Below are 26,593 nucleotides of genomic sequence, written 5' to 3'. Positions count from 1 at the left end.
CTCGGGACGTTACAGCGGCGTTTCGTTCACGAACGCCTTGAGTATCCGCTCCTCCGCGCGGTGTGCCATGCCGCTGGCTGCGCCGGTCGTGATATCGAGTTCCGCCGCCAGTTCGGTCAGCGTACATCGACGCGGCGTATCGTAGTATCCCCGCTCGACGGCTTCGGCCACGAACTCGCGCTGGGCGTCGGTGAGAAGGTTCCCGCGGCCGTCGGCGGTTTGGGAGAGCGAAAGCACTTCGAACGTCGCACCGATTTCCCGGAGTCGGTCCCCGAGGCGGGAGAGGTGTTCGTGTGAAACGGTCGCCGAGGCGACCATCTCCCCGTCCGTGACGGTAACGGGGCAGACGGGGACGACACCCGCATCGACGGTGGCGGCGTGCACGATGGACTCGGTGGCGGTGTACTGGATCACGGCGGTTCGATTCTCGGCGTGTGAGAGGTCGTAGGACCGAATTTCGTCGATGTCGTCGAGCGTCGCGGTGACGGTCTCGACGTCGTCGGTTTCGACTTCGAACACGCCGAACAGGCCGTCGCGCGCGTTCGTCACCGTCAGGAGCGTGAACTCGTCGTCGGGGCGTTCCGTGGAGAGCTTGACGAACCACTCCTCCGGGGGTGGAACTATCTTCAGACGAACGCTAGCCATGACTATCGTTCGGTCACCGACGCTAATCAACCGATTCATACCGGTGTTAACATGTTGAGACGCGAGTTGAATCGCGTCGGGGCGGTAGTGAGTACCGTATGACGACGGAAACGCGGAAGAAAACGAAAACCGGACCGACCGCCGAGCGAACCGGCGAAGGAAACATGGCCGTCACCGAAATCGTGATGCCGCGGATGGGCACTCCCGACGTGCTCACCCAGCGACGACGGCCCCTCTCGTCGCCGAGCGACGACGAAGCAGTCGTCCGCGTCGAAGCTGCGGGGGTTTCGTTCGCCGAAGTGCAGATGCTCCGCGGACGGTACTTCAACCAGCCGAAATTCCCGTTCGTCCCCGGCTACGACCTCGTCGGGAGGGTGACCGAAGTCGGCGCGGACGTCACTGTCATCGAGCCCGGACAGCGGGTCGCGGCGCTCACCGAAACCGGCGCGTGGTCCGATCACGTCGTGCTCCCGGCCGGGAAACTGGCTCCGGTCCCCGACGAACTGGACCCGACCGCGGCCGTCGCAGTCGTAACCAACGGCGTGACGGCGTGGCAGATGTTGCACCGGGTCGCCGAGGTGAAAGCGGGGGAGACCGTGTTCGTTCACGGTGCGTCCGGCGGCGTCGGGACGCTACTTACCCGTCTCGCTCGACTCGCGGACGTTCGCGTCATCGGCACCGCCTCGGCGGAGAAGCAGGATGCGGTGCGGGAGTTGGGCGCGATTCCGCTGGAGTATCGAAACGACGACGTTCCCGCTCGCGTCCGGGAACTCGCGCTGGACGGGGTGGACGCCGTCTTCGACCACGTCGGTGGCCCGGGATTGACGGACTCGTGGCGGATGCTCGGGTCGGGCGGAACGCTGGTTTCCTACGGCGTGGCCGGAACGCTCGACGCGAAGGGACATCGGCTTCGTCCGTTCGTCCCGATCGTGGCCCGATTGCTGTTCTGGAAGCTCCTCCCGAACGGCCGCGACGCGACGTTCTACTACGTCGACCGCTGGCCGAAGTACTTCCGGGAGGACGTGACGAAACTGTTCGACCTTCTCGCTCGAGGTGAACTCGACGCCACCATCGACGAGCAGTTTCCGCTCTCCCGGGCGAGCGAAGCGCTCGAAAAACTGGACTCCGGCAAGGTAACCGGGAAGGTCGTGTTGGTTCCCGATGGAGAGTAGCGCGTTTCGCTATCCCTGTACCAGCAGTCCGTCGATTCCGAACTGAACGATGCGACAATTCGCACGAAATGCCGACAGCACCGCGATAGGCAATCGACACAACCGCAAGTCACTAGTGTCATCTCCGGAAAATCGGAGATTTTCCGGGCCGACGACTGAATGGAGACGAACGACTCGCAGAGCGAGTCGTTCGTCAAAATGAAGGAGGAGCGCTTTTGATGAACGTTTTACAGGGAGGCTGTCAGCGGTCGCGTGCAGTAGCGCGCGACCGCTGATGTCCGACCGTCGTAAAACGTTCTATTGGAACGTTCGACCCAACTGCTCTTTCGTCTCGGGTTCCGCGGTGTCGAACCGCTCTTCGATTTCCGCGTAGCGTTCGCGGGTCTCCTCGGTGACGCTGGGCGTCACCTCGCCGAGCGCGTCCTCGAAGTGCTCCGCGGTGATGCGGACGTTGCCGACGCTCTCGCCGATATCGTCCGGCGAGACGCTCTCGATGAACTCGCGGCTGGCGGCCATCGCGGCCTCGCGGCAGACGGCTTCGATGTCGGCACCGACGTAGCCGTCGGTTTGCTCCGCGAGTTCTTCGAGGTCAACGTCGTCGGCCAGCGGCTTGTGGCGGGTGTGGACCTCGAAGATGGCGTGGCGCGCCTCCTCGTCCGGCACGGGCACGTGGACGTGGCGGTCCAACCGTCCCGGACGCAAGAGCGCCGAGTCGATGAGGTCGGGGCGGTTCGAGGTGGCGATAACCACGACGTCTTCGAGTTCTTCGAGGCCGTCGAGTTCGGTCAGCAGTTGCGAGACGACGCGCTCGCTGACCTGCGTGCCACCGCCGCCGTCGCGGCCGCGTTCCGTGGCGATGGAGTCGATCTCGTCGAAGAACACCACGGTCGGGGCGTTCTCGCGGGCCTTGCTGAACACTTCGCGGACGCCTTTCTCGGACTCACCGACCCACTTCGACAGCAGTTCGGGGCCCTTGATCGAGATGAAGTTGCTATCGCTCTCGTTGGCGACGGCCTTCGCCATCAGGGTCTTCCCGGTTCCCGGCGGCCCGTACATCAGGACGCCTTTCGCGGCCTGCATGTCGAGCGCTTGGAACACCTCGGGGTAGTCGAGCGGCCACTGGATGGTCTCGCGGAGGCGTTCCTTGGTGTTCTCCAAGCCACCGACGTCCTGCCACGTCACGTCGGGGACTTCGACGAACACCTCGCGGAGCGCGGAGGGTTCGATACCCTTCAGCGCCTCCTTGAAGTCCGCTTCGGTGACCTTCAGCGACTCCAGTACGTCCGCCGGAATCTCTTCCGAATCGAGGTCGAGTTCGGGGCGGACGCGCCGAAGCGCGTTCATCGCGGATTCGCGGGCCAGCGATTCGAGGTCGGCACCGACGAAGCCGTGGGTGTTGTCGGCGTACGCCTCCAAGTCCACGCCGTCGGCGAGCGGCATCCCGCGGGTGTGAACCTGCAGGATTTCGAGGCGCCCCTCGCGGTCCGGCACGCCGATCTCTATTTCGCGGTCGAAGCGACCACCGCGACGAAGCGCGGGGTCCACTGCATCGACGCGGTTCGTCGCGGCGATGACCGTCACCTCACCGCGCTCTTCGAGACCGTCCATCAGCGAGAGCAGTTGCGCGACGACGCGGCGTTCCACGTCCCCGCCCGCTTCCTCGCGCTTGGGTGCGATGGAGTCGAGTTCGTCGATGAAGATGATGGCCGGGGAGTTCTGTTCGGCCTCCTCGAACACCTCCCGCAGTTGCTCTTCCGACTCGCCGTAGTACTTCGACATAATCTCCGGGCCGGAGATGGTCTGGAAGTAGGCGTCGATCTCGTTGGCGACGGCCTTCGCCATCAGGGTCTTCCCGGTTCCCGGCGGGCCGTGGAGCAGGACGCCCTTCGGCGGGTCGATGCCGAGGCGGCTGAACAGCTCCGGGTGGCGCATCGGGAGCTCTATCATCTCACGAACCTGTTCGAGTTCGCGCTCCAGACCGCCGATGTCCTCGTAGGTCACGTCCGGTCGGGCTTGACCGCCCGCACCGCCACCGGCCGTAATCTCCTCGGCCGGGCGTTCGCTGATCTGAATCTCGGTGGCGTCGGTGACGACGACGGTTCCGTCCGGGTCGGTTTCGGCGACCTTGAGCGGAATCGACTGGCCGGAGCCCATTCCCATCAGGCCGAAGCCGAACGGAATCGCCTGCCCTTGGGTGATGGCTTGCCCGCTCAGCTTATCGCGGATGTGCGGGGCGATGTTCCCGCGAATCTGGAGGTTCTGCGGGAGCGCTATCGTGACCCGGTTCGCCGGGTTCACGTCGGCTTTCTCGATGCCCACTTTGTCGTCGATGCCGACCCCGGCCTCCTGCCGGAGCTTCCCGTCGATACGGATGATACCGCGACCCTCGTCCTCGGGGTAGCCGGGCCAAACCCGCGCGACAGCACGACCCTGCCCATGCCCCTCGATGACAATATAGTCGCCGTTTTCGACACCCAACTCCTCCATGGAGCGTCGATCAACCGCCGCGAGTCCGCGACCCGCGTCCTTCTGCTTGAGCGGTTTGACTGTAAGTTTCATTGTCCCACCTCGATAGTGAGGACACCATTGTTGATAAACGCTTGCGCGTCACCGTCCGGTAGCTCGATTTCGCTTTGGAAACTCTCGCCGTCGCGCTCCACGACGACGATTGCGGCGTCATCCAGCACGTCGACCGACACCTCTGCCGTGCCGAAATCCGCGACGATGAGCTCTTCGTCGCCGTACTCGTAGCGGCGTGCAATACTGTCTTCTTGCTGTGATATTCGTTCGAGCGTCATCTTTAGCTAACCTTGGGTTAGTTGCGCTTCTATAAAAATGTTTCGTATATTGGGGCGGTGCTGTATGGCGATTCTATGATTTACCCTTGAAATGCGGTTCACACTGCTCACCCTAATTTGATGCGAATCGTAGCCGACAGTACGAGGTCGAACTTTATGCTTCGTGCGTGAGAACGAGATGATATGGAGTCGGTCACACATCACGACCGGAGGACGGTGTATCGCGTCGCGGACCGCGGTGGGGAGGGGTCCCCCGTCTTGTTCGTTCACGGCAGCGGCGGTAGCCACGAAATCTGGAAGGCGCAACTCGCTCGCCTCGCGTCCGAGTTTCCTGTCGTCGCGGTCGATTTGAGCGGTCACGGGGAATCGGACGACGTGGACGCCGACCCCGGCTGGAGCACCTTCTCCGCGTACGCCGACGACGTGCTGGCGGTCGCGGAGGAGACGGGTGCGCGAACCCTCGTCGGCAATTCGCTCGGCGGGGCGGTCGTCATGCACCTCGTTCTCGAACGGGGATTCGACGCCGATGCGCTCGTCCTCGCCGGAACGGGCGCACGGCTGTCGGTGTTGGACGACCTGCTCACGTGGTTGGACGACGATTTCGACCGCGCCGTCGAGTTCCTCCACGACGACGACCGACTCTTTTACGACCCGGACGACCGGTACGTCGAACTGTCGAAGGAGTCGATGTACGAGGTCGGACAGCGGGTCACGAGCCGCGATTTCCACTCGTGTCACACCTTCGATGTCCGCGACCGATTGGGCGACATCACCGCACCCACGCTCGCCGTCGTCGGCGAACACGATATGCTCACGCCGCCGTGGTATCACGAGTTCTTGGCCGACAACGTACGGGACGGCCGCTACGCGGAAATCGAGGACGCGGCGCATCTCGCCATGCTCGAAACGCCGGACGCGTTCAACGAAACGCTCGTGGAATTCCTAGAGGACGTTCGATAAAATCGACAACGGCGTCAGTACACGCCGTCCAACTCGTCCTCGACGTGACTGTGTTCCTCGGCGGGAAACTCGCCCGACTCGACCTCCTCCCGGAAGGCCGACACCGCGCGTTTCATCTCGCCTTTCACGTCACCGAACTGCTTCGAAAAGGGAGGACTCCAGTCGCCCAAGCCAACGGCATCGTTGATGACGAGGACCTGCCCGTCGGTGTGCGGTCCCGCCCCGATACCGATGGTCGGGATGTCGAGTTCTGTCGTAATCGTTTCGGCGAGGTTCGCCGGGACGTGTTCGAGGACGAGCGAAAACGCCCCCGCCTCCTCGTGTTCCTTGGCGAGGGTGAGGATTTCGTCCGCGTCTTCCCGCGTCGTTCCCTGTCGAACGTGGCCCACCTGATTGACGCTTTGAGGTGTCAGCCCGAGATGGGCCATCACCGGGACGCCGAGGTTCGAGAGCGTCTCCGTGAGCTCGACGGTGTGTGGCCCGCTCTCGATTTTGACGGCGTTCGCGCCCTCCTCTTTCAGCATCCGACCCGCGTTTTCGACGGCGCTCTTCTCGTCGTAGCCGAAGCTAAGGAACGGCAGGTCGGCGACGACGAGGGCATCCTCCGTCCCCCGGACGACCGCGCCGGTTCGACTGGCAACTTCGTCTACCGTCACCGGCAGCGTCGAATCGTACCCGAGGACTGCGTTTCCCATGCTGTCGCCCACGAGTATCATATCGACACCGGCGTCGTCCACGATGGCCGCGGTCGGCGCATCGTAGGCCGTCAGCATCGTGATCGGCTCTTTTCCCGCCTTGGCGCGGATGTCCCTCACCGTTGGCATACATCGAACTCTACGGCCCGACGGCTTAACGTGCCCGGTCGGTGATGCGTTCGCCGAAATCCGACCTGACAACTCTTAAGCCGACGCGGTTCCCGCGTTCACCCGTGCCTGAACCAGTCGAAACCCACAGTCCCGACGGCATCGACTACGGATGGGTGATGCAGGTGACGTTTGTCACCACCATCGTCGTCGGTGCGCCACTCGTCGCACTCCTCGCACTCTTCTCCGGCGTCTCGCTTCCGACGTGGGCATCGCGCGTGTCGTTCGCGGTTCGAGTCGGTGCGATTGTCTGGTTTATCACCGCAATCGGTGTTTTTCTCTACGCTCGCACCCATCAAACCGTCGGACAGTGACGTTCATCAAAAACGTACAATGTTACACGTTTCCAAACGAGAGCGCACGTTTTCTGGGAAATTTTGGATGTATACGAAACTCGATGTGTTTTCGACTTCCCCACTTTCCGTCCGCGATTTTCTATTTCGTCACCTCGAGTATCTATAATCGCACGGCCAATAAGGGTATTAACCACAACTCCTGAGAAAGGGCTATGACGGGAACCATAGCCGAAGTGGCGTTTCCCGCCGAACGGTTTGCCCTCGGTCACACGCTCGATGCGCTCGATTCGGTTCGGTTCGACATCGAGCAGGTGGTTGCATACAATCACAACCACCTCATGCCCTTCGTCTGGGTAGGAACGGACAACAGACAGGGCATCGAAACCGCGCTCACCGCGGACGAGAGCGTACGCGATTTCCAACTCGTTGGAGAGTTCGACACGGAATGTCTGTATCGTTTGGAGTGGGTGAAGGATATCGACGTACTGATTCAGATACTCGTCGAGGAGAACGGAACGGTGCTGGCCGCGACGGGGAAAGAAGACACGTGGAAGTTCCGGTTGCTGTTCAGCAACCACGACGCCGTGACTCGCACGTACGAGTACTGCCGTCGCCGGGGTATCGACCTCGAACTCCAGAACATCCACGAGTTTTCGAAGGGGAGAACGGGACGGTACGGACTCACGCAGAGTCAACAGCAGACGCTCATGCTCGCGTACGAGACGGGGTACTATTCCATTCCGCGAAGCGCGTCGGCCACCGACCTCGCCGATTCGCTCGGCGTGACCCATCAATCCATCTCGGAGAAACTGCGGCGCGGACACGCGAACCTCCTGAAGAACACGCTCGCGCTCAATCAGTAGCCGATAGCGCTACACGTACTCGAACGCGACGCCCGCTCGTTCTGCCGTCAGTTCGTCACGCGGAGAGTCGCCGATAAACAGTGCCGGGCCGTCGATTCCCAGCGTCCGGAGCGTCGCCCGAAGCGGTTCCGGGTCGGGCTTTCGCGTCGGAACGGAATCGCGGCCGACGACCGCATCGACGGCATCGGCGAGTCCGTGCGTTTCGAGGCTGACGTGACAGGAGGCCTCGCAATTCAGCGAACACACGCCGACCGGAACGTCGCGTCGAAGCAGTTCGTCGGCGTGCGGCAGTCGCTTCGAGCGCCGCGCGCCGAGACACTCGTGGTCGCCGATGACCGACTCGACCGCCCCACGGGCGTTCGCCTCGTCTGCCAAGTCCAACATCGCCCAGAGGTCCGCACCGCTCGCGTCGACGCCGTGGTCGGAGAGGACGTCGGCGACGTCCCGCGCGACCTGTTTCCAGTTGACGACGAGGTTCACGAGCGTCCCGTCCAAGTCGTACACGACCGCCGAAACGTCGTCTATCACGGTCGTCGGTAGGGAAGGGGAGAGCAAAGGGACTTCGGTCGGCGACGGTCCCGGTTTCCCGGCGGTCTCGCCTCAGTCGAGGAGGTCGCGGGCGATGACCTTCTTCTGAATCTCCGAGGTGCCCTCGTAGATGGTCGTAATCTTCGAATCGCGGTAGAACCGCTCCACGTCGAAATCGGTCGTGTAGCCGTAGCCGCCGTGAATCTGGACCGCCTCGTTCGTGATTTCGACGGCGGACTCGCTGGCGAAGTACTTCGCCATGCTCGCGGCCGCTGCGTGGTCCTCGCCGTTATCCGCACGGCGGGCCGCATCGCGGGTCAACAGTCGCCCCGCCTGCAACTTCGTCTGCATGTCGGCGAGTTTGTGCCGGATGGTCTGGATGTCTGCGATTGGCCGGTCGAACTGCTCGCGGTCCTGTGCGTACTCCACGGCCTGGTCGAGCGCCGCTTGCGAGAGACCGACCGCCTGACTGGCGATGCCGATGCGCCCGCCGGTCAAGATGTGGAACGCCGCGGACAGCCCTTTGCCTTCCTCCGTCAACCGATACTCGGCGGGAATCCGAACGTCGTCGAAGATGAGGCTGGTCGTATCGCTCGCCCGCAGGCCGAGTTTCTCTTCTTTCTTGCCGACTTCGACGCCCGCGTCCTTCGGGACGACGAACTGCGTGACGCTCCGCGGGTCGTCGCGGTCCGTCTTGGCGAACAGGACGATGACGTCGGCCCGCTTGCCGTTCGTTATCCACTGCTTCTTGCCGTTGATGACGTACTCGTCGCCCTCGCGGCGCGCTTCCGTGGACATCTCGGCCGGGTTCGACCCCGCTTCGGGTTCCGACAGCGCGAACGCGCCGACCGGCCGACCCTTCGCCATGTCGGGGAGCCAGCGTTCTTTCTGTTCCTCGTTGCCGAACTCCGCGAGACAGGAGGTTGCGAGACAGTGGACCGACAGCGCCGTCGCAACCGACAGGGTGCCGTAGGCGACCTCCTCGTTGACGACGCTGTACGTCAATTTGTCCACGTCGAGTCCGCCGTACTCCTCGGGAACCGTCATTCCCATCATGTCGAGGTCGGCGAGACCGTCCCACACGTCCTCCGGGAACTCCTGTTTCTCGTCGCATTCGGCCGCGACCGGTCGAATCTCCTCGACGGCGAACTCCCGAACCACGTCCCGAATGGCTCGCTGTTCCGCTGAAAGGTTCATGATGGTTCTTCGAGTGCCGGAGGAAAAAGGTACCCGTTCCACGCCGTCCGCGTGCCGTGTTCGCACCGCGACAACGACGCACATCGCCGTCAGGACGGGTACAGATACGAAAAAGCGACACGTTAATCCTTCCTGCGTGTCACGGTGTACCTATGCGGATTCGAGAGTGGCAGGACATCTTGCAGGACGTCGTTGACCGGAGCGTCGACCCCGAGGGGTGGCGGGCCGCCGGCGGACAACGAGCCGGTGGCGTCGGCGAGGACCTGTATCTCGGCCATCCGAACGCCGGTCTCTACCACCTGAAGACCTACGCGAAAAACCCGTATCAGGTGCGAGGCGTCGGCACGCACGTCGCCCGAAAACTCGACGACGAAATCGGGAGCTACCTCCCCGAGAAGGACTTCCGGGACGGACGATTCGCCGTGCGGAACTCCGAGGAGAAGCGCCCAGACGAAAACGAGATGGAAGCGCGCGCGAAGCGCGTCGAGGAAACCATCAAGGCGCACGCCGACGCGCCGACGTCGGGGGCGGACCTCTTCGACGACGTGATGGAGGCGCTCGAAAGCCCGGCGTTCGGGCCGATGGAGTTCGACGGCTACGACCGTCCCGACGCCGTTTCCGACCTCGCGGAGACGTTCGAGGAGTCGGAAAAGTTGCTGAACGAGGAGTTGGACGACCTCATCGACGAGGATGAAGTCGGCCGTGGATTCCAGTAACGTTTCTCGATTTACTCTCCGACGATGAACCGGTCAGGAGACTCACCGGTGGCGAAACCGATAGTAGCGCTGAGCGAGTAATGGAGATAGTGACCTTCTGATGCGTGTGACCCATCCCGACCTCACGGTCACCGACGGTGAATCGAGAACCGGCGGACGAGTGATCGCGCTCATCGGTCTTCTGCTGTCGATGGTCGTTATCATCGACCTCTTTCTCCGTGCGGAGTCGGTGTGGTTCCCGGAGTTCATCATCGAGATGACGCTCTCGGCGATGCTGGTTTTCGTCGGCTACCGGCTCACGAGAAGCGACCTCGATGCGACCACGCTCCGACGGGTGGACGTTTCATGCCTCAAAGGAATGGTGGCGCTCGGTATCTTCGCCGCGGGCGTCATCGTCACGGCGAAAGTCTCCGGGTGGCACATCGCAAACCCCTATTTTCTCGCACAGACCTTGGTGACGAGCGGCGCTCTGTTGGGATTGGTCGTCGGCATCGCCGGGTTGGTCGGTCCCCTTCGCCCTGACCCGGGTGACTCGCGGGACGAATCCGACGCGTCCTCTGCCGACCCGGAGGAGTTGCCGAGCACGGAGCCGACCGATTCGGCGCTCACGCGGTTACCGACGGCCGACGTCGACGACATCGACGTTCCGTCCGGCGTGATGGACGATTGGCTCGACGTGTTGGCGGACCGTCGATGCCGGTACGTGCTTCGAATGGCGATGGACGCCCCCGACGGCGTGCTCACGGTCGAGGAGTTGACGTCCGGCGACGAACTCCGGTCGATGTCGCTCGAAGCGAACCTTCGACACGTCACGCTCCCGAAGTTGTGGGACGTTCACCTCATCGACTACGACGACCGGACAGGGACTGTTCGCTACGACGCCCCGCCCGCGTTCGAGACGCTTTTCGAGGTCGTCGAGCGCTACCGCCAGTGATTCCGCGGTGTCCCGCCGGGATTTAAGCACCTGCCTCACGCTTCCTCTCTCATGCGGGGAGTATGCGCAGGCGACGAGACGCGTTCCGTCCGGACGAGCAGGGGACGATAATGGTCGGTCCGATGTCACGGGAGGAGCGGTCGGCCGCGATGCTTCGCCTGAAGATAGCGGTCGTCCTGCTCGTCGGCGCGTCGGGGGGCCTCATCGCATTCCACGGCGGCGCGAGCGTCCTCGGTCTCGTCGCCGCAACCGTCGGCGGATTGGTCGTCGGCGCGCTGTTGACGTGGTACCTGAGTTGGATCGTTCGCTGAACCGCTTCCGTCGCCGATTCGACACGCTTATCACACACTTCCCGGCTCTTCACGAACCCGATGCCCGAAAACCGAATCCGCGTTTCCGCTCGCGGCCTCGTCCGGCGCGACGACGACCTCCTCGTTGCTCGGGAGACGCCCCCCGACGGAGACACACCGTTTTACTATCCGTTGGGCGGCGGCGTCGAGTTCGGCGAGCACAGTGAGGACGCCTTGCACCGCGAGTTCGACGAGGAGTTGGGCGTCTCGCTCTCGAACGTCTCCCACTTCGAAACCTACGAGGGAGTGTTCGCGTCCGGCGGCCGACGCCACCACGAAGTGTGGCGCGTCTACGAGGCTGACATCGTGGAGTCGTGGCCGTACGAGCGAGACGAATTCACGGGGTACGAGGTCGAGTTCGACGAAGAAATAGCGTGCGTCTGGAAGTCCGCGGATGCGTTCGGTGAAGGCGACGAGACGCTGTATCCCGAGGCGCTCGTCCCGGACCTCTGAGCTATTCCGCCCAGTACGCCTCGCCGGGCGTGGTTCGGAAGACGGCCCGCTGGAGCAGTTCGACGGCTTTCTCCAACCCTTCGCGCGAACTGGTGAGCGAGTCCTCGTGTTCGATGGAGAGCGCGCCGTCGTAGTCCACGAGGCGGAGGGCGCTCACGATGTCCTTCCAGTGCCCCTCGCCGTGACCGTAACCCACCGAGCGGAACAGCCACGAACGGTTGGCCTCCTCCGTGTACGGCGTCGTGTCGAGGACGCCCTTGTAGCGGGCTTGGGATTCGTAGACCTTCGTGTCCTTGGCGTGGAAGTGGTGGATGGCGTCGTGTTCGCCGAGGAAGCGGATGGCTTCCGGCACGTCGATACCTTGCCAGTAGAGGTGGCTCGGGTCGAAGTTCGCGCCGACACGCTCGCCCGTCGCGTTGCGGAGTTCGAGCATCCCGGCGGGTTCGTGGACGAGCATGTTCGGGTGCATCTCGATGGCGAGGTCAACGTCGTGGTCGTCGGCGAACGCCTCCAGTTCCTGCCAGTACGGAATCGCCACGTCCTCCCACTGGTATTCGAGCGCTTCCTCGTGTTCCGAGGGCCACGGTGCGGTTATCCAGTTCGGGTACTCGTCGTTCGGGCCGCCCGCGGGCAGGCCGGAGAAACAGGTGACGGTGCCGACGTCCAACTGGTCGGCGAGCCGAATCGCTTCGCGGAGTTCGGTGTCGGCTTCCTCCGCCTCCTCGTCGTCCGGGTGCAGCGGGTTGTTGTGCGTCGCCAGCGCGCTGATTCGCATGTCGTACTCGGCGAGCAGGTCGTGGAGTTCGTCCTGTGCCTCCTCGTCGTCCAGATACTCGTCCCGCGGGAGGTGGGTGTCGCCGGGGTAGCCACCCACGCCGGGTTCGATGGCGTCCACGCCGATGTCGTTAAGATACGCGAGGGCGTCTTCGAGCGATTCGCCGTACAGTGGTGGTGTGTGAACGCCGATGTCCATGATAGAACCGATTACTCCGTTCGGGAATAAAATTTTGGTGCGATGGATTACACCACCGGTGCACCGGGTTCGAGTCCGCCCCCACGAATCCCGTCGAACCCCGACCGCGCTACTCCTGTGACAACTGCACGGCCTGTTCGTCCTGCGAGGAACGGTAGATGGCGTCGATGACGCGCTGGACGGTCAGTGCCTGCTCGATGGTGTTCATCTTCGGCGCGACGCCATCCCGTACCGCCTCGAAGAAGACGCGCTGTTCCGCCTTGTGCGCGTCCTCCTGTCGCGTCTTGACGTGCGAGTCCGAGAAGTGGTCCGCACCGACCATGCTCGTCTCGTAGATGGTGAGCGAGTCGTCGTGCTTGTCGAAGCTCGCACCCGCGTCCGTTCCTCGCACGAAATACTCCTCGCTCGACGAGCGGTTCGCGGCCCACGCGACTTCGAGCGAGATGGTTTTGCCACCTTCACAGCGGATGAACGCGGTCACGGAGTCGTCCACGGTGAACGCGCCCGAGTCGGTGTCGTCACCCCACATTTCGAGGTAGGTGTAGTCGTCGCGGTCGCCGAACTGCGAGCGAACCTCGCCGCTGACTTCCTTCACGTCCGGGAAGTCGTGGAGGTGCAACGCGAGGTCGATGGCGTGGACGCCGATGTCGATGAGGGCACCGCCACCGGCCACGTCACGGTTCGTGAACCACGAGCCGCGGCCGGGGATGCCGCGCCGACGGATGTAGTTCGCCTCGACGTGGCGCGTCTTCCCGAAGCGGCCTTCGTCCTGATAGCCCTTGATGACCTCGACCGGGTTCCGGAAGCGGTTGTGGAAGCCGACCATACAGAAGCCCTCGGCGTTCCGCGCCGCCTCCGCGATGCGCTCTGCGCTCTCCAACGTGTGCGCGAGCGGCTTTTCGAGAAGGACATCGAGACCCGCATCGAGCGCGGAGATGGCGTACTCCTCGTGGAATTTGTTCGGCGTCGTGACGATCACGGCGTCGATGTCCGACTCGTACAGTTCCTCGTAGCTCTCGAACGAGCGGGTGTCGTACTTCTCGGCGAATCGGGCGCGCGCGTCGGGGTTGATATCGACACCGCCGACTATCTCGTGGCGCAGATCAGTGATTCTATCGGCGTGATAATGTCCAATATTTCCGAGACCGACGAACCCAACTCGAACCGGCTCACTGGCACTCATAGTTACCGCTCACCGGTGAGACGGTGTTATTCTTTTCCTTTCGTCGTCTCTCTCGGCCGTGACTGATAAGTCGGATGGCAGTATTTGCCGCGGCCGGACTGAACTCGGGTGGTCGAACGGGAACACGTTAGTACAACTGCTGTTTCTTCTCGTCGCGTTCGCGCTCACGTTCTTCCTCCGCCTTCTGGGCCTCGCGCTCGGCGATCATTCCCCGAATTCCGGGGATGATCTTGTTCTTCAGGTCGAGCCCGAACGACACGACGCCGTACGCCCAGAAGAAAAACAGGAGCGTCCCGGCTCCCAGATAGTACCAACCGAGTTCGGTCACCATCTCAGTCGTCCCCCTCCGCTTCGGTGCCCGTCGGTTCGGTTCCGACCGAGGAGAACTCCAATCCGTGAGCGATGGCGTCGCCGCTTTCCGTGTCGAACAGGTGAAGGTGTTCCCGGTCGAGAATCACTTCGACCTCCTCGTCGGTGTTGATGTCCTTATCGGGGTCGACGCTCATCAGCAGTTGGTGGGAGTCGTCGGCCTCCGCGTCGATATCCTCCGGACTCACGCCGCCCGTGAGCAGGTAGACGAATATCTCGTCGCCCATCGGTTCGAGCACGTCCGTCCGGGCGGGGATGGGGTCCGTCGGGTTCGCCACGTCGTCGGCGTCCTCGACGAGATACACGTCCTCCGGACGGACGCCGAGCGTCAACCGGTCGTCCGAGGCAACCCCGTTCAAGTGGCCCGGTTCGAAATCGACGTGATAGTCATCCGTTTGGAGTCCGTTCGAGTCTATCGTCCCCTCCACGAAGTTCATGCTCGGCGAACCGATGAATCCGGCGACGAACAGGTTAGTCGGTTCGTTGTAGCAGGTGAGCGGCGGCGCGAACTGCTGCAGTTCGCCTTGATTGATGACCGCGACGCGGTCGGACATCGTCATCGCCTCCGCCTGGTCGTGCGTGACGTAGATGATGGTCGCGTCGAGCTCCTTGTGGAGCCGCTGGAGTTCGGTGCGCATGTGGACGCGGAGTTTCGCGTCGAGGTTCGCCAGCGGCTCGTCCATCAGGAACACCTCGGGTTGGCGGACGATGGCGCGAGCGATGGCGACGCGCTGGCGTTGACCGCCGGACATCTCGTCCGGCATCCGGTCCAGCATGCCTTCGAGTTGGACGATTTCGGCCGCCTGATCGACCCGGCGGTCCACTTCCTCCTTCTCGAAGCTCCTGAGCCGAAGGCCGAAGCTGATGTTGTCGTACACGTCCATGTGCGGGAACAACGCGATGTTCTGGAACACCATCGCGATGCCGCGGTCTTTCGGGGGGAGCGTCGTCACCTCCCGGTCAGCGATGGAAATCGTCCCATCTGTCGGAATCGTGAGGCCCGCGATGGTTTCGAGCGTCGTGGACTTCCCACAACCCGACGGACCGACGAGCGTGACGAACTCGCCGTCCTTGATGTTCAGATTCATGTCGTCGACTGCCGTTACATCGTCGTACCGTTTCGAAACGTGTTCGAGGTTAACTTCACCCATTGTGTATCACTCCTTCAGTGCGCCAGAGGTGAGCCCGCTGACGATTTTCTCCTGCGCGATGACGACGAGGATGGCGATGGGCAGGATGCCAACGATGCTCGCCGCCGCCATGAGGTTGTAGAACGATGCGTACTGGCCTTGGTAGCCAAGGATGCCCCACAGGATGGGGGCCCAGTGTTGTGCCTCCCCGTCCGTCATCAGGTACGAGAAGAAGAACTCGTTGTACACGTTGATAAACGTTAGCACGCCCGCGGTGGCGACGCCGGGAGCCGACAGCGGGATGATGACGCGGAACAGCGCGCCCAGTCGCGTGGTGCCCTCGATTCGCGCGGCGTCCTCCAGCCCGTCCGGAATCTGGCTGTAGAACGTCGTCAGGATGAATATCGAGAGCGGCATGAACAGGGCGCTGAACGGGAGCAACAGCGCTCCCGGCGTGTTGTACAGCATCGGCGTGCTCAGCCCGAGTATCTCGATGTTCCCCGTGAACAGCCGGAACAGCGGGATGAGGAACGCCGCCGGTGGGAAGTACGAGATGGCGAGGATGAGCAACATGAGCGGCCCACGGCCGGGGAAGTCGAGTCGCCCGAACACGTAGCCCGCGAGGCTCGCGAGCACCAGCACGATGGCGGTGGTGAGCAGCGCGAGCACGAAGCTGTTGAACATGTAGACGTGGAACGGTAACCGCTGGAATATCTCCACGAACGCACCGGGATTGAACCCGTTCGGGAGCAGTCCCATCTGGGAGATTTGATTGCTCGGCGTCAGCGCGAGGACGAGCAACCAGTACAGCGGGAACAGCGTGGTGAACAGGAAGAACACCATGACGAGGTAGAACAACCCTCGGTAGGTGCTCTCCGGGTCCTGTATCGACCCTTTCGCCCACCGTCGGAACGGACCGAGGTTTTCGTCCGAGTCCGACGTGGTTTGTTCTGCTTGCGCCATCTAGATCCCCTCCGCGCTCTCGCGGAACTTCACGATGTACACCGTCACCACGATGCCGATGATGGCCGCCGTCACGAACGCGATGGCGGACGCCGTTCCGTACCGCCGGACGCTGAACGTCGAAACGACGAGGCAGGACAGCGACGGCACGGTCGAACACCCGGACATGGTTTGGATGAGGCCGTAAATCCGCATCGCCGCGATGGTGCGGAACAACATGGCCACCATGACCGTCGGGAAGACGAGCGGCAGCGTGATCATCTTGAACTGCTGCCACTTCGACGCGCCCGCGACCTTCGCCACGTCGTAGAGGCTCCGGTCGACGCTCTGGAGTCCGGCAAGGATGAGCAGCGCCATGAACGCCGTCGTCTTCCACACGTCGGCGACGATGATGATGGACAACGCCTCCGGGCTGTTGACCAGCGGCGTCGTCGAGAACCCGACCACGTTGTGAAGGATGTCGGCACCGAAGCCGATACCCGGTTGGAAGAGCAGGTAGAAGATCATCCCCTGAATGACGATGGGAACCGCCCACGGGAGGATGATGGCCACCCGCACCCACCGCCGACCGCGGAAGTCCTGGTCCAGCACGAGCGCCTGTCCGAAGCCGATGACGGTTTCGAGCAGGACGCTCGCGATGGTGAAAATGAACGTGACGATGAGCGCGCTTTTGAACGGATTACTGAGGTCGATGAACGGTTGCGGTAAGGCGACCGTATCGAGTTTCCCCGTCAATAGGTTCACGTAGTTTTCGAATCCGACGAACCCGCCGATTTGAGCGGGTCCGGTGATGCTGTCCGCGTGCAATGACATCTCGAACGTCCGCAAGAGCGGCCAGAAGGCGATGACGCCGAGCAACAGCAACGCGGGGAGCAAGAGCAGATACGCGAATTGCGTCTCGCTCAGGCTCTCGATCCAGCGAACTGCACCGGCGTAGGCACCCGACTTCGGCTGCTCCCGCAAGCCGTGTTCCGATGGTTCTTCAGTTGCCATGATTATTTGTTGTAGTTCTCGATTTCGGTCAACTGGCTTTTCAAGGTGGACATCGCCGATTCCGGCGAAGCCTCGTTGGCGTACGCCGCGTGCACCTGCTGGGCGATTTTACCCGACTCCTGCGGCCAAACCGCCGTGACGGGACGCGGCACCGCGTTCTGTCCGGCCACTCGAAGTTCGTCGACGTACCGGCCGATAACCGGCACCTCCTTTGCCTTCTTCGATTTGAGGAGTTCCGGCTCCGGCGGGAGCCAGCCGATGACTTCGAACAGCTTGAGTTTGAACGACGGTTGCATCATCGCCCGAATCACCTCGAAGACGGTTTCCCGCTTCGGCGAGTTCGGGTTCACGGTCACGTGCCACCCGCCGAGGGCCGCGGCGGGACCGCCCGTTCCCTTGTACTTCGCTTGACCGGGTTTGACGCCGTACGGAATCGGCATGACGCCGAGGTCCTTGCCGAACACGTCGTCGGCCCCGTTGATGACGATGGAGTACGGCCAGTTCCGGTGCATGACCGCGTGGCCGTTAGTGAACGGGGCACGCGACGTCTCCTCGGACCACGAGAGCACGGCGGTCGGTGAAATGCCACCCTTATATCCCTGCAACGTTCCGGGAGCGGAGGAGCCGTGAATGAACGTCCGAATCATCTTGATGGACTTGATGACCGGCTCTTCCGCCACCGTCACCGGACGCTTGCCGATGGGTCCGAACAGGTTATCGTGCGAACCAAAGTACGCGCCGCCCCACGAGGTCATGAACTCGTTGAAATCACAGCACGAGAGTCCTTCGTAGATGTCCGCTTGGAAGGTGAAGCCGTACTGCATGTCGTTTTGCTTTTTGACCTTATCCGTCACCTCGGAGAACTTCTTCCACGAGATGGATTCCGTTCCCCAGTTTTCCTCGTCGGGTTTGTACCCGGCCTCCTTTACGAGGTCCTTCCGATACTGCATCGTCGGAAAGTCGGGAAAGAGGGGAACTCCGTAGAGGTCGCCGCTGGTGGATTTCGCGGTCTGAACGCTGGCTTGGAAGTAGTCGTTTTCGACCTTCTTTACCAAATCTTGCGGCAGGTTTTCGCTGAGGTTCAGCACTTGCCTCCGAGCGATGAACGTCAGCGCCCACCCGCTGTCCATGAGCAACATGTCCGGCTCCTCCAAGTTGGCCGAGAGCCAGCGCTGGTACTGGGACTGGCGAACGTCCGTGTTGCTCGACCCGGCGAGAACTTCGACGTGGATGTCCTCCGACAGCCCGGCGTTGTGAAGCGCGTCGTTTATTTCTCCTTGTGCGTCCGCCGCGTCCGAGTCGGCGGCGAATTTGATGGTATTCGGGTCCGCGGGCTTTCCTTGACTCGTACAGCCGGCGAGACCGGCGGCAGTGCCGGAGGCTCCGACGGCCTTTACGAAGGTCCGTCGTGAGACGCCGTCTCGCCGACGGCCTCTATCACGTTCGCTAACACCCACCATGGTTTTCTAAGACGGAATTGCCGCATTTATAACTTTGGTGCGATTGACTACTGCCGTTGTTATATTTTATATACACGAATTATCACGTTCATGTTGCTTGTATCCCGGATAGGTAAAATCATTTGTGGACGATAACCATCATATATGGGTATTGTCGTTTGAAAACGGCAGCAAGGGTTGACTTCAAAAAATGAATGTGTTTCTACATGAATTATTTCGCCGTTGGTCTTCGGAATCCCGTTTCGTGCCGCCTTTCGGCCATTATCGCGGCAATTTTGGCCGTCGTCCGGGGTCTCGAACGGGTTTGTTTCTCCGACAAACGACGCACATATCAGATGTTCGCAATATCTCTGGACCAGACTGGTGCTTTCGGCGATTCGAGGCGCTCCAGTTCTTCGTCCGAGAGTGAGATGTCGAGGGATGCGACGTTTTCGACCAAGTGGTCCTCCGTCCGCGGGCCGATGATCGGCGAATCGACGACGGGTTTGTGGAGCAACCACGCGAGACTGACCTGTGCGGCCGAGACGTCTTTTTCCTCCGCGATGGCGCGAACCTCGTCCAGCACGGCCCAGTTCTCGTCAGTGAATCGCTCTTCCGTGTACTCGTCGCTGGCCGCCCGACCCTCCGTTACCTCCTCGTCGCGGTGATATTTCCCGGTCAGGAATCCCCCGGCCAGCGGCGACCACGGGATGACGCCGACGCCTTCCGCGTCACAGACCGGCAGGAGGTTTTCCTCCTCGTGACGGTCCACGAGGTTGTACTCCGGTTGCATGCAGGAAAACCGCTCGTAGTCCTCGACGTCACTTTCGTACAGCGCCTTCGTGAACTGCCACCCCGCCATCGTGCTCGCGCCGATGTAGCGCACCCGTCCCGTCTCGACGAGGTGATCGAGCGCGGAGAGCGTCTCCTCGATGGGCGTCGTCTCGTCCCAGCGGTGTATCTGGTACAAGTCGATGTAGTCGGTGCCGAGTCGGTCGAGGCTCGCCTCGGCTTGGTCCAGGATGTGTTTTCGGGACAACCCCTGCCCGTTCGGATAGTCGCCCATCCCGCCGAACACCTTCGTCGCAATCACGAGTTCGTCGCGGTTCCGTCCCTCGATGGCCTTGCCGACTATCTCCTCGCTCTCGCCGTGTGAGTAGACGTTCGCCGTATCGAGGAAGTTGATACCCATGTCCATCGCTCGGTCGAGGAGGTCGAGGCTGGCCGCCTCGTCGTTCATCATCCACGGCTGTTCGCTCCCGAAGTTCATGCAGCCGAGACAGAGCCGCGACACTTCCAGACCGGTGCTCCCGAGTTTCGTGTACTGCATTTCCGTCATGCTCGTTGAACACGTTCACGGAGCGGAGATAAAGGGCTGTGGGCGAACTATCGAGGAAGCTCACCAGTTCATCGCGGCGACCCAGAGGAGCGCCCCGAGAACCACGAGGAACGGCCCGCCGAAGAGGAGCGTGAGGAGGACGACGCCGCCCGCACCCATCTCGCCCGAGACGACCACACCGACCGGCACCGCGAGGAACGTGAGCGCGATACCTGCCGCGGCTACGAACATGGTTCTGTCGGGGTCCTTTTGCTCCGCGTCCGTCGCGGACAGGCCCAACCGCTCCGCGACGTCGGTGACCTCCTCGAACGGCCCGAGCGACGGTACGTGTCGTTCTTCGTCGGCGTCCCGCCAATCGAACGCGATGGTTCCGGTTCCGAGGAATCGGTCCACCACCCGCCGCGGTACCGAGGATTCCTCGATGTCGTCGATGGCGACCCGCCACTGTGGTTCGTCGAGCCAGCGGTCGTATTCGACGATTTCGTCGCCGTACCGCCGATACTCGACCGTTCCACGGCGGAGGTAGTGGCTTCCCATCTTCCCGAGGACGATGGGCGAAAGCAGCGCCACCCCGGCCGCCACGACGACCCATTCGAGCACTATCACTCCGAACGCGGTGAGGAGGACGGCGAGGTATCCCGTCCGACTCGCCAAGCCGGACACCCCCGGCACGATTCCGTCGGCGACGACGGCACGGGAATCGGGCCGAATTCGCTCGTCCGGCGTCCCGTCGGGCATCGACACCCGCTCTGGCGGGTCTTCGTTGCCGTCCGAGTCGAGCAGTCGTCCGACGATGCCGCCCGGTCGCTCGTCCGCGTACTCCGTTCGATAGTTGTGCACCTCGTGGGCGAGTTTCGCCGCGACGATGACGCCGACTCCGACGAGGCTCGCCGTCCGCGCACTCTCGATTACTCCCGCGACACCCATCAGGAGCACGAACACCGCCATGTGCCGCGCGGTCGCTTGTTGTGTCGCGCGTGGGGACGTCTCGGCGTATTTCTCCTCGCGGATGTACTCCCGATGGAACTCGACGCCCCGTCCGACCGCCATGCCGACCCCGCCGACCGCAACCGTCCGTATCAGTGCGGACGTCATCCGGTTCTGGAGACCGAGTTGGGCGAAAAGGAAGGCACCCAGAACGAGCCACACCAACAGCAGGACGTTCACCTGTGCGGCGGCGAACGGAACGTTTCGAACATACGCCGGTGGGCCATCCCGCCAGAGGGATTTGCCGCCGCGTTTCTCCCGCAGTTCGGACAGCGGGAGGTGCCGGTCCCCAACCTCGGGCGACCGTCGTTGCGCGAACAGCACCTTCGGAACGGACCAGCAGGTAACGATTCCCATCTCGACCCAGTACAGCACGAGGACGGCAACAGGCGTCCAACCGAACGACAGGACGCCGACGACCGGGAACAGGTTCGCTCCCAGCAAGGGAATCACGGTGGCGACTCGTCGGAGCGCATCGCGGTCGATCATGTATTCGGCGGTTCGAAGGGTATCCGACGCGACCCGATGTGATGGATGGAGGGCATTTCGACCGATACTTACCAATCGACCGACGTATGGGTTGTGTTCGAACGGTCGTCGAATCGCCCGTCTCCCGAAGTTTCAACCTCCCGGCGTCCGAATCCCCTGCCAATGATTGACGGACTTCGAAAGTCGGAGTACACGGGTGAAAACCGCTGCTGGCCGTGTACCGTACTGAACACTAGCATTCTTCTTCTCGCGTGCGCGGGCGTAACTCGACTGCTGTCCGGAAGTCGCTCCCGTCGCTTCGGCGTCGCGTCGGTGCTCGGCGTCGTCGGTGGAGCGGGAATCGCGCTTCGGGGCTATCTCGTTCCCGGAACGCCTCAGTTCGCACCCAAACTCGTTTCGGCGCTCTCCCCGACGCCGCAACCACTCCAGCCACCCGCGGAGCCGGGGTCGTTGGCCGGTGAATCCGACGAGGAGACCGGCGAGCGCGCGCTCTCAGAACTCCTCGATGCGGGCGTCGTCCACGCCGTCGGCGAGAGCCTCCAACTGGACGAACGGTTTCGAACCGACTGGCGCGCGGAGATGGAATCCGTTCGAGAGGGCGACCTCGAGGCGGCGGTTCGTGCCGCGTCGTCGTCCTCCGTCAGCGTACAATCCGTCGATAGCGGGGCGTACATCGTCGTCTCCGCCGGTGGCGTGGAAACCGAGCGTTGGCTTTCGCGGCCGGTCGCCATCGCGGACGTCGCGGCGGTGCGGACGCTGGCCGAGTTCGACATCGACCGCGACGTCCGCGTGCAATCGGCGTCGGCGCTCCGCGCGTTCTGTCGCGACTGTCCGGTGTGCGATACCCCGCTCGAAGAAACCAGCGCCGACAGCTGTTGTGGCAGCGGGAGTTCCACCCCCCTCGATGCGCCCGACGACGTGCTGGCCTGCCCGGAGTGCGACCAGCGCGTTTTCACCTTCTAAGCTCGCTTCCCGCTCACCGCTCGTAGGCCGGTGGTTCGTCCGTCCCGATTCGGATTTCGTGCGCTTCGATGTCTTCGAGCGCGGCGACCTGCCCGCCAACGGTGACCGTTCCCGTCTCGGTTTCGACCGACATTCCCGCGACGCGCTCGCCGCCCTCGAAGGAGAAGCCGACGACCTTTCCGCGAACGATACGGTCGTTTCCGGATTCGATGTCGCGGCCCTTGATGGTCGCGTAGAACTCGCCTTCCATCCCTTGAATCTCCTTGACGCACCGACGAATGGAGGCGTATCGGCGCGGGAACGAACGCTTTTCGGCGTCCTCCGAGAGGGTTCGCTCGGCGGTCGTCCAGAGCACCGTGCCGAAGAAGCCGGACACGAGGAATCCCAGCGCGGAGCGGTTGAAGATGACGCCGTACCGGTCGCGGTCGTCGCGGAGGGCGTCCTGCGTCGCGTACATCGAGTATTCGCCGTCCGCCACCGCGATGACGGGCGTCGTGATTCCGCGGCGCGCGCGGGCGGTAGTCGCCACGGACTCGTAGTCGAACTCCGTCGGGTCGGGTGCTTCCGAGGCGGGCGTGACGAGCAGTTCGGTGCTCACGCCCGAGTCGATGGCCGCCGCGAGGTCGTCGGCGAACCGTTCGAGGAGGTCGGGCGTCAGCGACAGCGCGAGTTCGTACTCGGCCGCCTCGATGACGTCTTCGAGGTAACGGAGGATGGTCGAGCGGGATTTGACCAGCGAGACGGCTTCCGTATCCCGCGCCGGGGCGGTGTAGCGCTCTTCGAGTTCGGTTATCATCTCGCCGAGCGACGATTGCACGTCGGAGAAGGCTTCTTCGGGGTCGATGGCGATGACCTTCATCGGTCGGGATTCGCGGAGTTCGACCAGTCCACGGTCGCTCAGACTGCGAACGGTGTCGTACACCCGCGGTTGCGGAATGTCGGTGTGGTCCGCGATTTCGCTCGCCGTCAGTCGTCCGTGTTCGAGTACCGTGAGATACGCGTCGATCTCGTACTCCCCTAAGCTGAACCGTTCTCCGACTCGTTCGAGTGTCAGATAGAGGTCGTCGGAGCTCATTATGAAACGGGAATCCACGGAGGACTATAGAACCCCAGCTTTCGCTTCCACCTTTTACGACGGTCACAGGCCAGAGCGATGGCGAGTGCCATCGCCCTGGTCGGTTCCCTGTAAAAGCTGGACCAAAAGCACGACGCCACCCCACTTCCGTCGCTCCTTTCAGTCGCTCCGTCGGGGGTCCTCGGCCCGCGAACGGCGAAGCCGTTCGCGGAGAGGTCGTTAGCGCCCTGAAAGGACAGGTAGCCTATCGCTTCGCCGGTCGCTAGATTTCGGCGAGCGACCGAAGGGAGCGGTAGGCCAGTCACATAACCGACGGAAGTCCGCAATCGACACAACTGCCGAAAACCAGCCGATGACACAACCGCCAGAATGTCAGCAACCGACCAACCATCGAAAATCGGCGATTGAGACGACCACCAAACTTCCACTGGTAACACAGCCGCCAGTCGCTAGTACGCTCTCCGGAAAATCGAAGATTTTCCGGGCCGACGACCGAATGGAGACGAACGACTCGCGCCGCGAGTCGTTCGTCGAAATGAGGAAGGAGTGCTTTTGATGAACGTTTTACAGGGAGGCGTCGGGCGGGCGTGGTGACTCACCACGCTCGCCCGACACCGACCGTCGTAAAACGTTCTGCTACATGTACATCCGGTCGTCCGGTCGTTCTCTGTCCCCGGCCGATTCGACACGCTGGGCGAGTTCGGCGTAGTACTCGCCGACTTCCTCGGCGAATGCTTCGAGCGGGTCCGTGTCGATGGTCAGTCCGTACACGTCACGGACGGCATCGATGAGGCGGAGCGCGGCCTCGACGTCCGGCGTCTGTGCGTGGACGGGGGTGACGAACACGCCGGTCGCAAGCGGCGTGTCGAGGCCGCGAGCGATGAGGGTCGCGTTCACGCCGTCGAGGAATCCGCGACCCATGCCGGGGATGTCCGTGCCGTCGAGGCGCTTCTCGTGGAAATCATCGGTGGCGATGGAGAAGACGCGGTGTTCGTCGGGACCGTGCGGGACGGGAATCCCCGAGAGGACGGCTATCTCCTCGACCCCGTGCTTCGCCGTCCAGTCGAGAATCGCGGTGGCGAAGGGGTCGGCGGCCCAGACGGGAACGAACAGTTCGCCGACGAGGATGGTCAGGTCGAGGTCCGACCGCGAGAACAGTCGCGTGTGGTGGCGCGGACGCCCGTTCTCGAACGGCGTAATCGCGGGCAACTGCTCGGCCGTGATGTGGCCCATCTCTTCGAGGTCGAGTTGCTCGACGAGGTAATTCGCGGCGGTCAGTCCGGCGAGACCGAACTCGGAAAACCCGGCGAGGAGGGTGCCGCTCGGCTCCTCGTGGTGGCTGATTTCGAACGTGGCCCGGGGGCGATGTGATTCGGACGTCATACGTTCGAATTGTCGCGGCGTGACTTAGTTTTCGCCACTATTTTTCCCGGGAACGACACGTCAAGCGTCGAAATGCGGGGGTTTTACTTGGTCGGGTGAGACGGAAGACTCATGCCGACGACCGGTACAGCGATTGATGGTATTCTCCGTTGGTTCGGCGCCATCGGAGCGTTCGAAGTCGCCACGAACGTTACCGTCACGAACGTCCTCCTCGCGGCCTTGTTCGTCCTCCTCGGCTGGTACGTCTCGCAGTTGGTCGTCAGCCTCGTCGGTCGGCAGGTCGCGCGCCGATTCCGAAGGCCGAGCATCACGAAGACCGTTCTTCGCGGGATTCGTGGCATCATCCTGTTCATCGCGGTCGCCACCGCCGCCGCACAGGTCGGCTTAGGAGCGTCCAACCTCCTGCTCTCGGTCACGGTGTTCTCCGCCACGGTCGGTCTCATCCTCGCACCCATCATCGGGAGCGTCATCAACGGACTGTTCCTGCTGGCCGACCAACCCTACGAAATCGGCGACCTCATCGAGTTGGTGGACACCAGCACCCCGGAAGGTGGAACCCGCGGCTACGTCGAGGACATCACGCTCCGGTACACGAAGATTTTCACGATGCAAAACACGTTCCTCGTCATCCCGAACGCGACGATGCGCGAGCGGGACGTGGTGAATTATTCGGCCGAGGACACGCGTTCGCGGCTTTCTCTCCAGATGCAAGTCACCTACGAGGGCGACCTCGACGAGGCGCGAGCCATCATGGAGCGGGCGGCCCGCAACACGCCGGAGGTCGTCGCGTCGGGGCCGGACATCCGTATCGGGAGCGCCCGTTATCCGAGCGACCCCGTGGCGCAGATACGGGATTACGCCGACCACGGCGTTCTGCTCGAACTCCGCTACTGGGTGAAAGACCCGTACTACATGCGCCGCGTCCACTCACACATCATGGAGCGAATCTGGGAGGAAATACAGGATGCCGACGTGGAGATCGCGTACCCCCACTCGCACCTCGTCTTCGACGATACGAGCGGCGTCGCGCGGGTCGCCGTCGAACGAGAACCCCAGCAGCGAACGCCCCCCTCCCGACCGGTCGAGTTCGACGAACGCTGACGCTATCCCACCGTGATAAGTTCGCAATCCACTTTCTCGCTGAGGAAGGTCTCGATGTCGGGGTCGTCCACCAGTCGGCGAATCGCACGCCGCCACCGACCGACCTGCTTACGGCCGATGACCACCACGTCGGCGCTCGTCGCGGCGATTTCCTCCAAAATCGTCTCCTCCACGAGAAAGCCGTCGCGGACGACGTATCTGGCGTTCCTGATCCGACCGAAGGCCTTCTCGACGGTTCGTTTCAGGTCGGTGCGTCGTATCTCGCTTCCGCGGTGATACAGATTCACGTGCAATACGGTGAGGTCGGCGTCTCGCTCTTCGGCCACGCGAAGAGCCTCGGAGAGCGTCCGACGCGAGTGTTCCGAAAGCGGATAGCGAACCGGAACGAGGACGCGAGTCATATCGAGTCGGAGGTGGTGCACCCGGGAGAA

28 protein-coding genes are annotated in these 26,593 nt (G+C 62.7%); 10 read left to right on the top strand and 18 right to left on the bottom strand.

Annotated features, from left to right (window positions below; all coding sequences use genetic code 11):
* Window positions 1-9 precede the first annotated feature (9 nt).
* On the bottom strand, window positions 10-645 hold the full coding sequence (locus B208_RS0105740) for a helix-turn-helix domain-containing protein (protein ID WP_007977649.1): 636 nt from the start codon (window positions 643-645) through the stop codon (window positions 10-12).
* A 98-nt stretch (window positions 646-743) separates the two neighbouring features.
* On the opposite strand from B208_RS0105740, the gene B208_RS0105735 reads away from it, so the two are divergent.
* The gene (locus B208_RS0105735; RefSeq protein WP_007977648.1) at window positions 744-1,817 is read left to right on the top strand and encodes a medium chain dehydrogenase/reductase family protein; all 1,074 of its coding nucleotides are present in this window, start codon (window positions 744-746) and stop codon (window positions 1,815-1,817) included.
* A 297-nt stretch (window positions 1,818-2,114) separates the two neighbouring features.
* Here B208_RS0105735 and B208_RS0105730 read toward each other — a convergent pair whose 3' ends face one another.
* Both B208_RS0105730 and B208_RS0105725 read right to left on the bottom strand, forming a co-directional pair.
* Window positions 2,115-4,376 (bottom strand): CDC48 family AAA ATPase, encoded by a 2,262-nt coding sequence (locus tag B208_RS0105730; RefSeq protein WP_007977647.1) that lies wholly within the window; start codon window positions 4,374-4,376, stop codon window positions 2,115-2,117.
* The gene (locus B208_RS0105725) at window positions 4,373-4,615 is read right to left on the bottom strand and encodes a DUF7127 family protein (protein ID WP_007977646.1); all 243 of its coding nucleotides are present in this window, start codon (window positions 4,613-4,615) and stop codon (window positions 4,373-4,375) included. The genes B208_RS0105730 and B208_RS0105725 overlap by 4 nt, the downstream gene beginning before the upstream one ends.
* 183 nt (window positions 4,616-4,798) lie before the next feature.
* On the opposite strand from B208_RS0105725, the gene B208_RS0105720 reads away from it, so the two are divergent.
* Window positions 4,799-5,575, top strand: coding sequence for an alpha/beta fold hydrolase (locus B208_RS0105720; RefSeq protein ID WP_007977645.1), 777 nt, complete (start codon window positions 4,799-4,801; stop codon window positions 5,573-5,575).
* 14 nt (window positions 5,576-5,589) lie between these two features.
* On the opposite strand, the gene panB is transcribed toward B208_RS0105720, so the two are convergent.
* On the bottom strand, window positions 5,590-6,399 hold the full coding sequence (panB, locus tag B208_RS0105715) for a 3-methyl-2-oxobutanoate hydroxymethyltransferase (RefSeq protein ID WP_007977644.1): 810 nt from the start codon (window positions 6,397-6,399) through the stop codon (window positions 5,590-5,592).
* Window positions 6,400-6,503: 104 nt separating this feature from the next.
* Between panB and B208_RS0105710 the strand changes: the two genes are divergently transcribed.
* Both B208_RS0105710 and B208_RS0105705 read left to right on the top strand, forming a co-directional pair.
* Window positions 6,504-6,752 (top strand): DUF5822 domain-containing protein, encoded by a 249-nt coding sequence (locus B208_RS0105710; protein WP_073096571.1) that lies wholly within the window; start codon window positions 6,504-6,506, stop codon window positions 6,750-6,752.
* Between the two features lie 194 nt (window positions 6,753-6,946).
* Window positions 6,947-7,597: a helix-turn-helix domain-containing protein gene (locus tag B208_RS0105705; RefSeq protein ID WP_007977641.1), complete on the top strand. Its 651-nt coding sequence runs from the start codon at window positions 6,947-6,949 to the stop codon at window positions 7,595-7,597.
* Window positions 7,598-7,606: 9 nt separating this feature from the next.
* On the opposite strand, the gene B208_RS0105700 is transcribed toward B208_RS0105705, so the two are convergent.
* Together B208_RS0105700 and B208_RS0105695 are read right to left on the bottom strand one after the other, a co-directional pair.
* Entirely contained in the window at window positions 7,607-8,125 is a 519-nt protein-coding gene (locus B208_RS0105700; RefSeq protein ID WP_007977639.1) for an HAD family hydrolase, read from the bottom strand.
* A 72-nt stretch (window positions 8,126-8,197) separates the two neighbouring features.
* Window positions 8,198-9,322, bottom strand: a complete 1,125-nt coding sequence (locus tag B208_RS0105695; protein ID WP_007977638.1) for an acyl-CoA dehydrogenase family protein — start codon at window positions 9,320-9,322, stop codon at window positions 8,198-8,200.
* 152 nt (window positions 9,323-9,474) lie between these two features.
* Here B208_RS0105695 and B208_RS0105690 point away from each other — a divergent pair, with 152 nt between their 5' ends.
* From B208_RS0105690 to B208_RS0105675, 4 genes are all read left to right on the top strand, one after another.
* Window positions 9,475-10,038, top strand: coding sequence for a hypothetical protein (locus B208_RS0105690; protein ID WP_007977637.1), 564 nt, complete (start codon window positions 9,475-9,477; stop codon window positions 10,036-10,038).
* Between the two features lie 100 nt (window positions 10,039-10,138).
* The gene (locus B208_RS0105685; RefSeq protein WP_007977636.1) at window positions 10,139-10,972 is read left to right on the top strand and encodes a hypothetical protein; all 834 of its coding nucleotides are present in this window, start codon (window positions 10,139-10,141) and stop codon (window positions 10,970-10,972) included.
* A gap of 62 nt (window positions 10,973-11,034) precedes the next feature.
* Window positions 11,035-11,283 (top strand): hypothetical protein, encoded by a 249-nt coding sequence (locus B208_RS0105680; protein ID WP_232423727.1) that lies wholly within the window; start codon window positions 11,035-11,037, stop codon window positions 11,281-11,283.
* 60 nt (window positions 11,284-11,343) lie between these two features.
* On the top strand, window positions 11,344-11,775 hold the full coding sequence (locus B208_RS0105675) for an NUDIX hydrolase (protein ID WP_007977633.1): 432 nt from the start codon (window positions 11,344-11,346) through the stop codon (window positions 11,773-11,775).
* Window position 11,776: 1 nt separating this feature from the next.
* On the opposite strand, the gene B208_RS0105670 is transcribed toward B208_RS0105675, so the two are convergent.
* The 9 genes from B208_RS0105670 to B208_RS0105630 all read right to left on the bottom strand — a co-directional run bounded on the left by B208_RS0105670 (window position 11,777) and on the right by B208_RS0105630 (window position 21,640).
* On the bottom strand, window positions 11,777-12,748 hold the full coding sequence (locus B208_RS0105670) for a sugar phosphate isomerase/epimerase family protein (protein ID WP_007977630.1): 972 nt from the start codon (window positions 12,746-12,748) through the stop codon (window positions 11,777-11,779).
* Between the two features lie 109 nt (window positions 12,749-12,857).
* On the bottom strand, window positions 12,858-13,931 hold the full coding sequence (locus B208_RS0105665; RefSeq protein WP_007977628.1) for a Gfo/Idh/MocA family protein: 1,074 nt from the start codon (window positions 13,929-13,931) through the stop codon (window positions 12,858-12,860).
* Window positions 13,932-14,058: 127 nt separating this feature from the next.
* Window positions 14,059-14,262: a hypothetical protein gene (locus B208_RS0105660; protein WP_007977627.1), complete on the bottom strand. Its 204-nt coding sequence runs from the start codon at window positions 14,260-14,262 to the stop codon at window positions 14,059-14,061.
* Between the two features lies 1 nt (window position 14,263).
* A complete protein-coding gene (locus B208_RS0105655) occupies window positions 14,264-15,451 on the bottom strand; it encodes an ABC transporter ATP-binding protein (RefSeq protein ID WP_007977625.1) in 1,188 nt (395 codons plus the stop codon).
* A gap of 6 nt (window positions 15,452-15,457) precedes the next feature.
* Complete coding sequence (locus tag B208_RS0105650) at window positions 15,458-16,393, bottom strand: carbohydrate ABC transporter permease (RefSeq protein WP_007977623.1); 936 nt, start codon at window positions 16,391-16,393, stop codon at window positions 15,458-15,460.
* The gene (locus tag B208_RS0105645; RefSeq protein ID WP_007977621.1) at window positions 16,394-17,386 is read right to left on the bottom strand and encodes a carbohydrate ABC transporter permease; all 993 of its coding nucleotides are present in this window, start codon (window positions 17,384-17,386) and stop codon (window positions 16,394-16,396) included.
* A gap of 2 nt (window positions 17,387-17,388) precedes the next feature.
* On the bottom strand, window positions 17,389-18,846 hold the full coding sequence (locus tag B208_RS0105640) for a substrate-binding domain-containing protein (RefSeq protein ID WP_007977619.1): 1,458 nt from the start codon (window positions 18,844-18,846) through the stop codon (window positions 17,389-17,391).
* 331 nt (window positions 18,847-19,177) lie between these two features.
* On the bottom strand, window positions 19,178-20,164 hold the full coding sequence (locus tag B208_RS0105635) for an aldo/keto reductase (protein ID WP_007977617.1): 987 nt from the start codon (window positions 20,162-20,164) through the stop codon (window positions 19,178-19,180).
* 60 nt (window positions 20,165-20,224) lie between these two features.
* Window positions 20,225-21,640: a DUF6498-containing protein gene (locus B208_RS0105630; protein WP_007977615.1), complete on the bottom strand. Its 1,416-nt coding sequence runs from the start codon at window positions 21,638-21,640 to the stop codon at window positions 20,225-20,227.
* A gap of 162 nt (window positions 21,641-21,802) precedes the next feature.
* Between B208_RS0105630 and B208_RS0105625 the strand changes: the two genes are divergently transcribed.
* Window positions 21,803-22,603 (top strand): hypothetical protein, encoded by an 801-nt coding sequence (locus B208_RS0105625; RefSeq protein ID WP_007977613.1) that lies wholly within the window; start codon window positions 21,803-21,805, stop codon window positions 22,601-22,603.
* Window positions 22,604-22,616: 13 nt separating this feature from the next.
* Here B208_RS0105625 and trmB read toward each other — a convergent pair whose 3' ends face one another.
* Together trmB and B208_RS0105610 are read right to left on the bottom strand one after the other, a co-directional pair.
* Window positions 22,617-23,678 carry an HTH-type sugar sensing transcriptional regulator TrmB gene (trmB, locus tag B208_RS0105620; RefSeq protein ID WP_007977611.1) on the bottom strand — a complete coding sequence of 354 codons (1,062 nt, stop codon included), beginning with the start codon at window positions 23,676-23,678 and terminating at the stop codon, window positions 22,617-22,619.
* Window positions 23,679-24,314: 636 nt separating this feature from the next.
* Complete coding sequence (locus B208_RS0105610) at window positions 24,315-25,061, bottom strand: proteasome assembly chaperone family protein (protein WP_007977609.1); 747 nt, start codon at window positions 25,059-25,061, stop codon at window positions 24,315-24,317.
* Between the two features lie 111 nt (window positions 25,062-25,172).
* Here B208_RS0105610 and B208_RS0105605 point away from each other — a divergent pair, with 111 nt between their 5' ends.
* Complete coding sequence (locus tag B208_RS0105605) at window positions 25,173-26,162, top strand: mechanosensitive ion channel family protein (RefSeq protein WP_007977608.1); 990 nt, start codon at window positions 25,173-25,175, stop codon at window positions 26,160-26,162.
* Window positions 26,163-26,164: 2 nt separating this feature from the next.
* On the opposite strand, the gene B208_RS0105600 is transcribed toward B208_RS0105605, so the two are convergent.
* The gene (locus tag B208_RS0105600; protein WP_007977607.1) at window positions 26,165-26,563 is read right to left on the bottom strand and encodes a universal stress protein; all 399 of its coding nucleotides are present in this window, start codon (window positions 26,561-26,563) and stop codon (window positions 26,165-26,167) included.
* Window positions 26,564-26,593 lie beyond the last annotated feature (30 nt).

The sequence above is a fragment of the Haladaptatus paucihalophilus DX253 genome, assembly GCF_000376445.1.
Taxonomy (GTDB): domain Archaea; phylum Halobacteriota; class Halobacteria; order Halobacteriales; family Haladaptataceae; genus Haladaptatus; species Haladaptatus paucihalophilus.
Note: the sequence above shows the minus strand (reverse complement) of the source record. Positions and strands in the feature narration are given on the sequence as shown.

Coding starts and splice junctions, on each gene's coding strand:
- B208_RS0105740 (WP_007977649.1), bottom strand. CDS start 645: ATGGCTAGCGTTCGTCTGAAGATAGTTCCACCCCCGGAGGAGTGGTTC.
- B208_RS0105735 (WP_007977648.1), top strand. CDS start 744: ATGACGACGGAAACGCGGAAGAAAACGAAAACCGGACCGACCGCCGAG.
- B208_RS0105730 (WP_007977647.1), bottom strand. CDS start 4,376: ATGAAACTTACAGTCAAACCGCTCAAGCAGAAGGACGCGGGTCGCGGA.
- B208_RS0105725 (WP_007977646.1), bottom strand. CDS start 4,615: ATGACGCTCGAACGAATATCACAGCAAGAAGACAGTATTGCACGCCGC.
- B208_RS0105720 (WP_007977645.1), top strand. CDS start 4,799: ATGGAGTCGGTCACACATCACGACCGGAGGACGGTGTATCGCGTCGCG.
- panB (WP_007977644.1), bottom strand. CDS start 6,399: ATGCCAACGGTGAGGGACATCCGCGCCAAGGCGGGAAAAGAGCCGATC.
- B208_RS0105705 (WP_007977641.1), top strand. CDS start 6,947: ATGACGGGAACCATAGCCGAAGTGGCGTTTCCCGCCGAACGGTTTGCC.
- B208_RS0105695 (WP_007977638.1), bottom strand. CDS start 9,322: ATGAACCTTTCAGCGGAACAGCGAGCCATTCGGGACGTGGTTCGGGAG.
- B208_RS0105690 (WP_007977637.1), top strand. CDS start 9,475: ATGCGGATTCGAGAGTGGCAGGACATCTTGCAGGACGTCGTTGACCGG.
- B208_RS0105685 (WP_007977636.1), top strand. CDS start 10,139: ATGCGTGTGACCCATCCCGACCTCACGGTCACCGACGGTGAATCGAGA.
- B208_RS0105680 (WP_232423727.1), top strand. CDS start 11,035: ATGCGCAGGCGACGAGACGCGTTCCGTCCGGACGAGCAGGGGACGATA.
- B208_RS0105675 (WP_007977633.1), top strand. CDS start 11,344: ATGCCCGAAAACCGAATCCGCGTTTCCGCTCGCGGCCTCGTCCGGCGC.
- B208_RS0105670 (WP_007977630.1), bottom strand. CDS start 12,748: ATGGACATCGGCGTTCACACACCACCACTGTACGGCGAATCGCTCGAA.
- B208_RS0105665 (WP_007977628.1), bottom strand. CDS start 13,931: ATGAGTGCCAGTGAGCCGGTTCGAGTTGGGTTCGTCGGTCTCGGAAAT.
- B208_RS0105660 (WP_007977627.1), bottom strand. CDS start 14,262: ATGGTGACCGAACTCGGTTGGTACTATCTGGGAGCCGGGACGCTCCTG.
- B208_RS0105655 (WP_007977625.1), bottom strand. CDS start 15,451: ATGGGTGAAGTTAACCTCGAACACGTTTCGAAACGGTACGACGATGTA.
- B208_RS0105650 (WP_007977623.1), bottom strand. CDS start 16,393: ATGGCGCAAGCAGAACAAACCACGTCGGACTCGGACGAAAACCTCGGT.
- B208_RS0105645 (WP_007977621.1), bottom strand. CDS start 17,386: ATGGCAACTGAAGAACCATCGGAACACGGCTTGCGGGAGCAGCCGAAG.
- B208_RS0105640 (WP_007977619.1), bottom strand. CDS start 18,846: ATGGTGGGTGTTAGCGAACGTGATAGAGGCCGTCGGCGAGACGGCGTC.
- B208_RS0105635 (WP_007977617.1), bottom strand. CDS start 20,164: ATGACGGAAATGCAGTACACGAAACTCGGGAGCACCGGTCTGGAAGTG.
- B208_RS0105630 (WP_007977615.1), bottom strand. CDS start 21,640: ATGATCGACCGCGATGCGCTCCGACGAGTCGCCACCGTGATTCCCTTG.
- B208_RS0105625 (WP_007977613.1), top strand. CDS start 21,803: ATGATTGACGGACTTCGAAAGTCGGAGTACACGGGTGAAAACCGCTGC.
- trmB (WP_007977611.1), bottom strand. CDS start 23,678: ATGAGCTCCGACGACCTCTATCTGACACTCGAACGAGTCGGAGAACGG.
- B208_RS0105610 (WP_007977609.1), bottom strand. CDS start 25,061: ATGACGTCCGAATCACATCGCCCCCGGGCCACGTTCGAAATCAGCCAC.
- B208_RS0105605 (WP_007977608.1), top strand. CDS start 25,173: ATGCCGACGACCGGTACAGCGATTGATGGTATTCTCCGTTGGTTCGGC.
- B208_RS0105600 (WP_007977607.1), bottom strand. CDS start 26,563: ATGACTCGCGTCCTCGTTCCGGTTCGCTATCCGCTTTCGGAACACTCG.